This window comes from Spirochaetota bacterium (assembly GCA_017999915.1).
Classification (GTDB): Bacteria; Spirochaetota; UBA4802; order UBA4802; family UBA5550; genus RBG-16-49-21.
Genome location: JAGNKX010000023.1, coordinates 60,441 through 72,580 on the forward strand (window position 1 = coordinate 60,441; position 12,140 = coordinate 72,580).

A 12,140-nucleotide genomic window follows, 5' to 3' on the forward strand; every position below is an offset into this window, starting at 1 on the left:
CTGCGGCTTTCTTTCGTTCTGTTTAACGGTCCGGTCTCGCAGCGATATTATTCAGATTAATATAGGCAGGAGGGCCCCATGAAACTGAATGATATACCAATAGGAAAGCGCTTTTTCATCATTTTCACAATCATCACGGCAGTGACCATCGCGGGATTTGTCTATATCATGACCAACATAACCACCCAGAAGAAAGAGGTGGACCTTATTTACAAAACATACCTGATCGGCATAGAAAAGCTCATCGAGGCGGACCGGGACGCCTACCAGTCCAGCATCGCCATAAGCCAGGCCATAAACGGGCTCTACGGGGGCCGGAAGCAGGCGGACGGGGAGCTCCTCAAGGCCATCGATGAGAACCTGGGCCAGATCAAGGAGCGATTCGACGCCTTTTCGAAGCTCTACCTGGCCGCCGGGGCCGAGAAGACCGACGAGTTCCGCATCGTCGAAGAGCAATACGCAAAACTCTCGGATCACACAAAAACGATCACCGGGCTTTTAAAAGCCGGCGATACCGCCCCCGCCCTCGCGCTGTACAACGGCGCCTACGCCGTTGCATTCAACGAACTGCGCGGCGCCATGGACCGCCTGACCGATGCCTCGCTGAAAAGGACCGACCATGAATACCGGGATTTCCACGGCAAATACACGATGAGCGTCGCCATAGCGATCGGGGCATCAATTATAATTCTGGCCCTTCTCATGACAAGCGGGTTCGCCCTGACACGGAGCATACTGCTGCCGATAAAAAAAGCGGTGGACCTTTCAAGAAAGCTCGCCACCGGGGACTTCAGGGAGCGCATGGCCCTGGCCCAGAAAGACGAGTTCGGCGACATGGCCCGCGAGCTGGACAGGGCCATGGCCGACCTGGACGGCCTCGTGGGCAACGTGGCCGTCATGGTGGCGAACCTCGCCCAGGCCGTCGAGCAGATAGCCGGGGGGAACCAGAACCTGTCCCAGCGCACCTCCGAGCAGGCTTCGGCCCTGGAGGAGATGGCCTCCACCATCGAGGAGGCGACGGCGTCGATACAGCAGAACGCCGACAACTCCCTGCAGGCGAAGGACCTCTCGGCCGACGCCGCGACGCGGGCCGGCGACGGCAACCGGGTGGTGCGCGACGCGGTGCAGTCCATCAACGAGATCAACGATTCGGGCAAGAGGATCGCCGAGATCATCAAGGTGATCGACGATATCGCCTTCCAGACCAACCTGCTGGCCCTGAACGCGGCGGTCGAGGCGGCCCGGGCCGGCGAGCAGGGCCGCGGATTCGCCGTGGTCGCCGGCGAGGTGCGGAACCTGGCCCAGCGCACCACCAGCTCGGCTAAGGACATCAGCGGCCTCATCACCGACTCCGTCAACAAGGTGGCCAGGGGGACCGAGCTCGTCAACCGGAGCGGCGAGCAGCTCGACAGGATCGTCGAGTCTATCGCGAAGGTGAATTCACTTATCGCGGAGATATCAGCCGCGAGCGCGGAGCAGAAGAACGGGATCGAGCAGATCAACGTGGCGGTCTCCGAGATGGACACCATGACGCAGCAGAACGCGGCCCTGGTGGAGGAGACGGCCTCCACCAGCGAGGAAATGGCGGCCCAGGCGCGGGAGCTCAGGACGTTGATGGACCGCTTCAAGATCAGCGACATGTCCCGCAGAATGAAATAATGGACTCAGCGCCCACCCTTAGGCGAATGAGGGCCGGGTCGGGGATTGGAGAATGCATGTCAGCACACAACGCACAACGCGGGCTCAACGCACACGGTGCTTATCGTGCATGTCCCAGGTCCCCATTGATCCGATGAATTCCGGCGGTGCGAAACCGGAAGAAGGTGTCGACTCATGTACGAGATGAACGAAATATTAGTGATGACATTCTGCATCATCGGCCTCATAATCATTCTCTATCTTCACAAGAAGAGATACATACCCTTCATGCCGCTACTTCTTACCGCCTATTGCTGCATCACGGCAAGTAATATCTTCTCCGTTATTGAAGGGTTTTTGCTCTATAATGTTTTTAATCTGCTGGAGCATCTGTCATATCTTGCAGGCGGTTTCTTCATGCTTGCAGGAATTATCCATTACCGGAAACAGGAAATTCCGTGGAACAGATCATAACAGTTATAGACGCCATGGCGTTAGTTTTATTCATGGCGACGTTCGCAATTGCCGTAATAAAAACAATCAAGGGTTTATTTTCCGTTGATACAGGGATTTTTTTATCCATAACGGTCGTCATAATGATGTTCATCATGTCTTCCAATGTGCTGAAGCATTCGGGCATAACGGAAATGTTTGAATACTTCGAAGACCATTTCGAAATGCTGGTGCCCCTGTTCGTCGTGATAGCCCTCAATTCGATCCGCCTCCATGCCGACATTGAGCGCCAAGCGCGCAACGAACGCGATTTGAATGCGATGCTCGAAGAGAGAAACGAGCTTCTGAAAGAGATCCATCACCGTGTAAAAAACAACCTCCAGGTCGTCATCAGCCTGGTCGACCTCCGGCGGCGCCAGCCCGATATCGACGAGAAGCTGGAAAAGGTCCTCATGGTCACCGAAAACAGGATATATTCGATGTCCGCGGTGCACGAGACGATCTACCAGGCGAGCGCTTATTCCAACATTCCCGCCGGCGGGTTCATACGGACCATTGCCTCCCAGGCCGCGCAATGCTTCAGGGGAAGTGGAAATAGCGGCATCACCATGAGGTATTCCATAGATGACGGTATCACCGTGCGCCTGGAGGTCGCGGTGCCACTGGGACTTATCGTCAACGAGCTCGTATCAAACGCGCTGCGCCACGCCTTCGATGGCCGCGACAAGGGCACGATTACCGTCACACTCGCCCGCGACGGCGCCATGGTGCTGCTCGAAGTGAGGGATGACGGCATCGGCTTGAAGGCCCCCGGGAATGCCGGGGACGAGACCACCCTCGGCACGGTCCTCATCAGGAACCTGGCGGGCCAGATACACGGCACCGTGGCGACGACCGTCAACGGGGGCACGGCAATCGCGGTCAGCTTTCCCAGTTGATGTCGGTTACTTCAGCGAGAGTCTCCGGTGAACGATCACCAGGACGAGGATGGCAATGGGGACGACAACGTCCCCCATGACAAGGAACGCCCCGGCGTTGTACTCCGCGAGGTTCCCTTTCATCACGATCCCCCTGATGTGGACGCAGGCGGCGCCGAGGAGAAACAGGGCGAAGCCAATGGCCGTGGCCAGCCAGAAATCACCCCTGAAGCGCAGCGAGCAGAGGCCGAGGATCCCGAAGGCCAGGTTGGCCGCCGCCACCTCGAGCTGGAAGGGACTCCCCGGCTGCCAACCGATCCGGGCCGCCACCTGGTCCGCCATGAAGGCGTGGCCCGTGAATGCGAAGAGGCACCCCAGGCCAACGTTGACAACGATCGCCCAGAGGGTTATCGTTTCGAGAATATCAGCGATGCCCCTTTTCTTTTTGATGAGGATGGTCCCCGCGGCCAGGATTGCCGTGAGGAGGAGAAAGATTATTGAGATCATGGAGTCTCCGGGGTTGATTACTGATTCTGCATACTAATTGCTGGTGACCACCAGCGTCATAGAGGTGCATGTGCTAATGGCCGGAACAGTTTTAACCGGATCACTGGGAACATCGTCAAATGAAAATCCATAAGCCCGGTTTTCATAGAACCTTGCATGAAGAACTTGAGAATACTGGTTGAAGACCTTGCCTGACGGATACCAGGGAGGGGTCTGCCAGACGGCGGTATTATCGATGACTCCCCGCTGAAGATAGGCGCCGACAAACTTTCGGGCGCCGTCAATCGGTGAGCCCTGATCAGTTTTCATTGAATTCTCTGTAGCAACCACATCAAGGGATGTGGGTTTTGCGATGGAAAATACAGCTGGAGACGTAAAATCCAGGGACGTTCCCGCCGAATTTGTCCTCGCTATATAATGCTTCCCATCCGCATAGAAATCCAGATCATGATCCTTGTAGTAGTTATAACCGCTCGTAATGGCTCCATCCAGAGCCGTTGCAGTAGTAACTTTTCTGAATGAATTTTGCGGAGCCAGGAATCGGAGGAATGTTCCATCGGTCTTATTTACCAAACCATGAGCATAATCACCGGTAAGTGATTTCAAAGCCGCGATGGTATCCCCTACAGGGTTCAGGCTGTTCAGATTGAGCCCCAAGGTCTCGTAGGTTTCCGTTGTGGCCGATGTACGGCCCTTAAAGGTTACGCCAAGAGAGAAAAATTCAACATTTGTTGTATTGACAAAACAGACCGGTTTGCCGTTCGAAGCCGGCGTGGCGCAGTTTAATTCAACAAAATCCCATCGGTCCTGACCTCCAACAAGGCTAGTCGGGTCTCCAGAGGGTAAGGTGAAGGCAAAGGTTGTCCTATACCCTGGGGGTCTGCAACTCTTGATCCTATAGCCATGTCAGCCTTCTTGTCCAGGGTGATGGTCAGGTGGCTGGATCCGGCGAGTGAATAAGTAGCATCGGTGAGATCACGAAAAGGAATCTTCAATATGCGGTATTTCCCTGAGGTATCCAGGGGCAGCTGGCTTAATGTGAAATCACGGGTATTGTCGAAATTGGCCCCGCCCGAGACACCCGAAGTGCTGTCAACAATTTGAAATACAGGCTGGGTCCAATCATCGTACGAAGCTCCGCCGCCGGTGAGCCAAGTAATATTATAGATGTCTGCGCTGGTTAGCAACATTTTATTAGCCGTTACAGTGAAATGAACGGTATGGATGCTACTTACACGATTGTCGATCATGACCTGAAAGTAAGTAGTATCGTCAGCTGGAGGATTGGGGATAACTCCTCCCGCCGCCGCCAGGAGGATAACGGCCAGGGCCAGCTCATCATTCTTATCCGCGTCCTTGGCCTTTTTTATATCGCAGGCAGTGAATGACAGGGCCGACACAATCATCGTCATTGCCACCATTACCGCGAGGGGCGTTTTAGACAGAAGGGTCATAGCCTTTCTAAAGGTATTCATCATCGATACTCCTGGGCTTGATATATTTTTGTGAATAAATGTTTACGAGGGAATCACCGTTGCGGACTGAGCGATGAAGTAAAATAAAGTCCTTTTTCACACAATTTCTCTTCAATTGATCAATTTGATTGTATACAATATCAGTGTCAATTATTATATTACAGTTATTAAAAAAGACAAGACGCGCCGCGAACCCTCACCCCTTCGGCCGTATCTTCCAGGTGAAGGATAGAAGCAGGATGGCGATCACCGTAGCCACGTACATGGCATAAATCACCGCGTCCCATCCATAGGCGGGATTACCCGCCAGGAGGCCCAGCCCCTTGGCCTGGACCGTGCGGCCCGCGTACCCGAAGAGGCCCACGAAGCCCGCCGCGATGCCCACGGCCTTCTTCGACGACATGTCCAGGGCCGCCACGCCGAGGAGCATCACCGGCGGATACACGAAAAAGCCGATGACCCCCAGGAAGACCATGTCGAGCCAGAGCCTCCCGGCCGGGTTCAGGTGTAGCCCCATGAAGGCGAAGAGGATGGGGACCATGCAGAGGAGGCTCACCATACCGCGGCGGCCACCGGCCCGGTCGGAGAGCCATCCCATGAGGATGGTGCTGGGTATGCCGGCGAACTCCAGCACGAAGACGCCGAGGCCGCCCCCGGCCAGGGTGGCGCGCTTCACCTCCTTCAGGTAGGTGGGCCCCCAATCGAGCATGCTGTAGCGGACGATGTACACGAAGAAGTTGGCGAAGGCGAAGAGCCAGAGCTTTTTATTCCTGATGACGTGATCGACCAATAGCTCCCTGGTCGTAAGCTCCCGCTCATGGTCTTCCTTCATCTCGGCGGGATAATCGTTACGGTATTCCTCGATGGGCGGGAGGCCGACGGACTGGGGCGTATCGCGGAGGCGCAGAAAGATGTAGACCGCGCCGATACAGGCAATGACGCCGGGCACGGTGAAGGCGCCGCCCCATCCCCACCGGCCGGCCGCCCAGGCCGCCGTGACACCGGCGAGGCCGCCCCCGACGTTGTGGGCGATATTCCATAGGGAGAAAATGGCTCCCCGCTCCCTCACGCTGAACCAGTGTCCCAGGGACCGTCCGCAGGGGGGCCACCCCATTCCCTGCACGAAGCCGTTCAGGCCCCAGAGGGCGACATGAAGGGGATAGCTCTGCACCCCGCCAAAGATGAAATTGATGAGCGCCGTGAGGATGAGCCCGGAGGCCATGAAGCGCCGGGGGTTGCATCGGTCCGATACCGCGCCCATGACGAACTTGCCCAGGCCGTAGGAAAGGGCGCTCACCGCGAGGATATCGCCGATCATGGCGTGGTCGTAGCCGAGGGCGGCCCCCATCTCCTTGGAGACCACCGCGAGGTTGTTACGCACCACGTAAAAGACAGCGTACCCGATGAAGGTGGCTTCAAGGATGCTCCAGCGGAAACGCGGATAGAGCCTCTTCACCTCATCGGGGGGACGCCGTTCGATATGGGGCGCCGGTCTGAAGAATCGCGCGGCGGCTCTGAACATGGGCCTCTCACCTATTCGTTTTATTTATCCTGATGCCGAACTTCTTTGAAGACACGGCGGGAAACCCTTCCGGAGGAACGTCCGGGATCCGCTCAACGAGCCAGCCGCTGCGGCGCGCGTAGGAGGCGACGCTCTCGGCCTCGCCGGCCTCCACGTGCTCGTCGGGGTTGATGATCATCCGCATTCCCCTGCTGCACTCGATCATCTCACGGTCGCCGCGGCTGTTCCCCGCCGCGAAGAGGGGCGCCTCCTGCACGAAGGTTTCCACCGCCTCCTTCTTTCCCCGGTCCTGGGGAACCGGGAGCACCATGGTCCCGGTGATCCTGCCGCCGTGGACCACGGACTTCACGCCGATGACGTTGGTCACGGGAATGCCCAGGGCCCGGGACAGGAAGGGCCGGTACATAACCTCGGGGCTCGCCGAAATGATCCACACCTCGAAGCCGTTCTTTTTCAGGAGCGAGATCAGATCCCGCATCTGGGGAAAGATCTTGTCTTTATAATAGTCGCGGAAGCAGCGGTCGCCGATATCCTCCAGGGAACACACCGTGTCTCCCTCGAAGAAGCGCACCCGCAGCTGCACATATTCGATGGATACATTGGAGAGGGGCCGCATACGATTGATGACATCAGGTTTCTTGCCAGGATTTTCAAGGGCTGCCTGGAACAGGCACTCGTCTGCCAGGTAGTGGGGAGCCTGGCCGATGACGGTGCCGTCTCCGTCAAAGACCGCGATCTTTCTTCCCTTTTCTGCCGCGCTTCTTTTCAGGAAGAGCTCCAGCTCCCGGTTGGTCCTGTCGCTGAAGCCCCGGATGGGCGTAAACTCGGCCGAGGGACCGCAGGAAATAATTAGCAATACTAAACAAGTAATCGTGAAGCCGGCGCGGAAGATGGAATTATTACGGACATGTAACATTTAAATACTTAATGGGAAAAAAACATTGTCTGTCAAGATATTATTGCCCTATTGTGGCACCGGCGTAAAGCCCAATGCGAACCATGCCATGCACCCCAAAGATTTGAAATGAACCATTAAAAATACTTTACATAAACGGTAATTCACTATATCTGTTTAACGGAAACCCGGAACACCCTATGACAACACCACCACGCTGCAACCGGCCCGATGACGGCAAACCCAGGGATGAATGCGGAATATTCGGAATTTACGGCCACCAGAAGGCGGCCAACCTCGCCTACCTGGGCCTGTACGCGCTCCAGCACCGGGGCCAGGAATCGTCGGGCATAGCGTCATCGGACGGGGCCCACATCTACCGCTACGCCGGCATGGGCAAGGTCGTCGATATCTTCACCGAAGAGCACATCAACCACCTCCAGGGCGACATGGCCATAGGCCATAACCGCTATTCCACGACCGGCTCCTCGTTTCTCCGCAACGCCCAGCCCTTCCGCTCCGAGTCGATCCTGGGGCCCATCGTCCTGGCACACAACGGGAACCTGACCAACGCAGGGTCGCTCCGCTACGAGCTGGAGAAAAAGGGCCATATCTTCCAGACCACCATCGACTCGGAGGTGATCGTGCACCTCATGGCGAAGTCCGGGATCGACGATTTCCTGGAGGCGCTGATCTACGCGCTGAAGCAGGTGCGCGGCGCCTACTCCCTCCTGGTGATGAACCGGGACAAGTTGTACGCGGTGCGTGACCCCTATGGGTTTCGGCCCCTGGTGATGGGAAAGCTCGGCGACGCCCGCGTGATCGCCTCCGAGACCTGCGCCTTCGACATCATCGACGGCAAATACGAGCGCGAGGTGGAGCCGGGCGAGGTGGTCGAGATTTCATCCAACGGCGTCAGGTCGTTCCGCCCCTTTGAGAAGCGCGAGCAGTCCCTCTGCGTTTTTGAATACATCTATTTTTCCAGGCCTGACAGCACTATCTTCGGCAGGTCGGTCTATGACATGAGGATTCGCCTGGGCCGCATGCTGGCGCGCCAGTCGCCGGTCCAGGCCGACGTGGTGGTGCCGATACCGGACTCCTCCGTGTGCGCGTCCATCGGCTACTCCCGCGAGGCCGGCATTCCCTACGAGCTGGGCCTCATACGGAGCCACTACATAGGCCGCACCTTCATCGAGCCGTCCCAGAAGATCCGCGACTTCGGCGCCAAGATCAAGTACAATGTCGTGAAGGAAGCGGTGGCGGGCAAAAGGATCGTGGTGGTGGACGACTCGATCATGCGGGGCACCACCATGCGGAAGATCATCAAGATGTTCCGCAACGCCGGCGCGACGGAGATCCACGTGCGCATATCGGCGCCGCCCACGCAATTCCCCTGCTTTTACGGCATAGACATCCCCACCCACAAGGAGCTCATCGCCGCGACCCACACCATCGAGGAGATACGGAAGTACCTCCGCGTCGACTCGATCCAGTACCTCACCGTGGACACCCTCCTCGGCGCCCTGGACGAGCCGGACATGCGCTTCTGCTGCGCCTGCTTCAACGGGAGCTATCCCTGCGAGCTCGACGAGCAGGGCGAGGACAACCAGAAGTATCTGTTCGAGGATTCGGGGATCAACGAGTATTATTAATATTTGCGAGGAGACGAGGCCTCCCCGGCCTCTCCTCCTCGTGCTCCTCCTCACCGGGTCGCTCAAGCGGCGCGACGGCCTACGGGCGTAACTCATCGAACCCGCTACGCGGGATTCGATTTCAAACAGACGCCCGATATGTGTCCGCCCTGTGGGCGGACGTTTTGAGGGCGCAAACTATTCAATACACTTTACTGTAATATTTTTAATGATGATATCACAAAAAAAGGCGAGAGCAATGGCCCCGCCTTTTTGTTTTCTCAACAATTTGTAAAATCAATTCCCGGCGCGGACGGGCCACGTAAAATAATTGATACTGGTCTTCGGCTGGCTCCCGCATACGCCGTACACATCGTTGACAATTTTCGCATAATCTTGGGATGCCTCATAGGTCGTCGACGACCAGAATACCTGTGTCAGCGCATCGGCGTTAATGAAGCCGGACGTGGTGAGCCAGTTAAGGCCGTCGCCCTGGTTCTGCAGGCTCATGAGTTCATTGAAATTCGGGAGCCTCCAGTCGCTATAACCGAGATAATTCACACCGTTTAACATTGTCACATAATCAAGGGCATGCTGCCAGGTCACCACACCGTTCCCTAAAGGCAAGTCCGTATCAAAGGATGGATACGTGGCCGCCATGTCATTGGCGTCCTCGGCCCACATCAGCCCCGTTAAATTGTCCGTGATGGTGCCGTCGAGATTATCGGTGAACCGCGGCGATGGCCATGACACTCCCATCTGTAGTTCGCCGTCCTGACCGGTGCCGGGGCAGGTTATGATTACACCGCTCGAATTATAGCATATCGTCTGGCCCGTTTTAGGCAGATTCGTCGAAGTACCGGCTACCGCCCAGGCGTTATAGGCATTCATTTTCGCCGTGTAATTCTTTGATCCGCTCTCTACATCAAAACACCATGCTTCATTCAATATATTATTATAGGTCGTAGACGACCAGAAGGTAGTAGACGAAACTGTGAAACCGAATGAAGAGAGCCATGCGGACATGCTGCTGCTCCCGTAATACATGATGCTCATCAGTTCCACAATGTTCGGCAGTCGCCAGTCAGAGCGGCCGCCATAAGGGCCAGCGTTCAGAGTGGCGATATGGGTAAAAGCGTTGTCCCAGGTTACCGATCCGGAAAGGTTCGCATTCTTCGTCCAGACGAGACCCGTCAGGTTATCGGTCATGGTCAGTCCATTATCCGTAAAACGTGCGGCCGGTGTCCAGGGAACCCCCGTCTGCAGCTCGCCATCCTGACCCGTTCCGGCGCAGGCGATTGAAACGCCGCTTTCGTTATAGCAAATGGTCTGCCCCGTTGCCAGCGCCGGTGCTGGATAGTTAAAGGTCACGCTGTTATCAGTGGACGAGGAGGCGTTACTGGGGTTCCCCGCCTGGTCCTGAACCATGCTTGCGGCAATAGTAGGAACCACTGTTCCCGAAGATAACAGGGCCGTTGCCGAGAGAGTCCACGTGATATTGTCCGATGTGGAAAGAGTCCAGGTTACGCCGGTCGCAGTGCCGCTCTGAGTGACATCAGCAGCGGTAAAGGTCGCTGGATTTATGGCCTCGCTAAACGCCACGGTAAACAGAATGGGCAGCGCGGTGGCCGGATCGCCCTGGGTTCCGGCCTGGTCGATGGTCACAGTAGGAAGGGTCGTATCAATATAGGTTATGGAAAACTGCGATGTCGCCGACAGCTGACTCACGTTCCCGGTAAGGTCTTTCGCCCACAGGTATAACGTGTAAGCGCCATAGCCGGCGGATAAGGTATACGATACCGGCCGGGTATCGAGCCACCCTGCGTCCCCGGGATCTGGAACGACAGGAGCTTCAGTGATCATCCAGCCGGTGATGCCCACATCATCGGCAGCATCACTATTCAAGGGGACCAGGGGCGTGACAGTGGGGTTGGGTCCGGTGGTGGAAAAAAGAGAAATGACCGGAGCCTCAACATCTACATACTGTTCGATCAGTCCGATATAGGAATATACTGAATTTCCGGTTTCTTCGAGAGACTTCTGTTCGCAGGACAGGAAGAATAATGTAAAGAGCATCAGGATAAATATGGATCTCATTTTCAATCACCTGAAAATTTAGATCCCCCCATGTATACAATATACACAAATTTAGATTATCGTCAACATCTTTCAATAAACAATAATAAATGAAATATGACATTACCAATATATTTATCTATTTTTGAAATGAAAGAGGCAGGACAGGAAAGATGATGCAATTTATAAGATATTACGATTGTTTAATCAATTCAATGAGCACACCGACAGGCTCGGTATAATAGATTATGATATGGTCGCCCTTTTTTACGTTTCTAAACCTTTTAATATTCTTACCGACCTTGAATGAAAGGATATTGCCTTTACGGCCCCTTGTGGAGATATATCTTGTGCGGTGATTAATACTATCTACTACGGCTCTGAGTTCAATTATACCCGATGTGATACTGTAGGGCCTGTTTTCCTTCAGGCCTATAGAGACCGTGACCTCGCCCTTTTTCCCGATATCACCGTTTGCCTGGCCCGGGGCGACGACCTTGATACCGAAAGACTCGACATAGGTTGCAACGGCCTGATCGCCCTTACGTATCCGCTCCAGGTTTTTCACTTCCTTATCCGCCTTGAAAGTCGCGTAGGAACCGGCTCGGTCCCTGATCGTGACAAAGCGGCTGCGGTAGTCGATGGCGATAACGGTGCCGTTCACGATCGTTGTATCGGTGATGATCTCATCCGGCTTTCTTATATCGGCCCTTTTATTTTTTGTCGAACAGGCCGCGCTGAAAAGAAGTGCAAGAATCATTACAGTGGCTGCATATCTCATGGATCATATGATCCGCTGTTATTTATAATAAATCAAGCGTAAATTAACTATCGTGGGGATTCATGGATGCATTTTTGAAGAAATATTATGATTATTGCCAATCGGGCTCTTTTTATGCAAAAATACTTGACGAATAGGCCCCCTATATCTTTCATTCAAACCATCACACAGGTGACTAGCTCAACTAGGCAGAGCAGCGGTCTCCAAAACCGCAGGTTGGGGGTTCGATTCCCTCGTCACCTGCA

General features: G+C 55.3%; 11 protein-coding genes and 1 tRNA gene. 5 read left to right on the forward strand and 7 right to left on the reverse strand.

All coding sequences use genetic code 11. The annotated features are described in order from the left end of the window. Positions 1-78 precede the first annotated feature (78 nt). The 3 genes from KA369_23085 to KA369_23095 all read left to right on the forward strand — a co-directional run bounded on the left by KA369_23085 (position 79) and on the right by KA369_23095 (position 3,029). Entirely contained in the window at positions 79-1,659 is a 1,581-nt protein-coding gene (locus KA369_23085) for an MCP four helix bundle domain-containing protein (GenBank protein MBP7738874.1), read from the forward strand. Between the two features lie 183 nt (positions 1,660-1,842). Then, positions 1,843-2,112: a hypothetical protein gene (locus KA369_23090; GenBank protein MBP7738875.1), complete on the forward strand. Its 270-nt coding sequence runs from the start codon at positions 1,843-1,845 to the stop codon at positions 2,110-2,112. Further along, positions 2,097-3,029 (forward strand): sensor histidine kinase, encoded by a 933-nt coding sequence (locus KA369_23095; GenBank protein ID MBP7738876.1) that lies wholly within the window; start codon positions 2,097-2,099, stop codon positions 3,027-3,029. The genes KA369_23090 and KA369_23095 overlap by 16 nt, the downstream gene beginning before the upstream one ends. 6 nt (positions 3,030-3,035) lie before the next feature. On the opposite strand, the gene KA369_23100 is transcribed toward KA369_23095, so the two are convergent. The 5 genes from KA369_23100 to KA369_23120 form a co-directional block, all read right to left on the reverse strand. Further along, positions 3,036-3,515 carry a hypothetical protein gene (locus tag KA369_23100; GenBank protein ID MBP7738877.1) on the reverse strand — a complete coding sequence of 160 codons (480 nt, stop codon included), beginning with the start codon at positions 3,513-3,515 and terminating at the stop codon, positions 3,036-3,038. Between the two features lie 33 nt (positions 3,516-3,548). Beyond that, positions 3,549-4,409 (reverse strand): hypothetical protein, encoded by an 861-nt coding sequence (locus KA369_23105; protein ID MBP7738878.1) that lies wholly within the window; start codon positions 4,407-4,409, stop codon positions 3,549-3,551. Further along, on the reverse strand, positions 4,298-4,993 hold the full coding sequence (locus KA369_23110; protein ID MBP7738879.1) for a hypothetical protein: 696 nt from the start codon (positions 4,991-4,993) through the stop codon (positions 4,298-4,300). Before KA369_23110 ends, KA369_23105 begins: the two co-directional genes overlap by 112 nt. Before the next feature lie 193 nt (positions 4,994-5,186). Continuing rightward, positions 5,187-6,512, reverse strand: coding sequence for an MFS transporter (locus KA369_23115; protein ID MBP7738880.1), 1,326 nt, complete (start codon positions 6,510-6,512; stop codon positions 5,187-5,189). 7 nt (positions 6,513-6,519) lie between these two features. Continuing rightward, positions 6,520-7,368, reverse strand: a complete 849-nt coding sequence (locus tag KA369_23120) for a haloacid dehalogenase-like hydrolase (protein ID MBP7738881.1) — start codon at positions 7,366-7,368, stop codon at positions 6,520-6,522. Positions 7,369-7,607: 239 nt separating this feature from the next. Between KA369_23120 and KA369_23125 the strand changes: the two genes are divergently transcribed. Next, on the forward strand, positions 7,608-9,059 hold the full coding sequence (locus tag KA369_23125) for an amidophosphoribosyltransferase (protein ID MBP7738882.1): 1,452 nt from the start codon (positions 7,608-7,610) through the stop codon (positions 9,057-9,059). Between the two features lie 276 nt (positions 9,060-9,335). On the opposite strand, the gene KA369_23130 is transcribed toward KA369_23125, so the two are convergent. Next, on the reverse strand, positions 9,336-11,135 hold the full coding sequence (locus KA369_23130) for a DUF1566 domain-containing protein (GenBank protein ID MBP7738883.1): 1,800 nt from the start codon (positions 11,133-11,135) through the stop codon (positions 9,336-9,338). Positions 11,136-11,307: 172 nt separating this feature from the next. Further along, the gene (locus KA369_23135; protein ID MBP7738884.1) at positions 11,308-11,874 is read right to left on the reverse strand and encodes a hypothetical protein; all 567 of its coding nucleotides are present in this window, start codon (positions 11,872-11,874) and stop codon (positions 11,308-11,310) included. Positions 11,875-12,064: 190 nt separating this feature from the next. Between KA369_23135 and KA369_23140 the strand changes: the two genes are divergently transcribed. Beyond that, positions 12,065-12,138, forward strand: a tRNA-Trp gene (locus KA369_23140). Positions 12,139-12,140 lie beyond the last annotated feature (2 nt).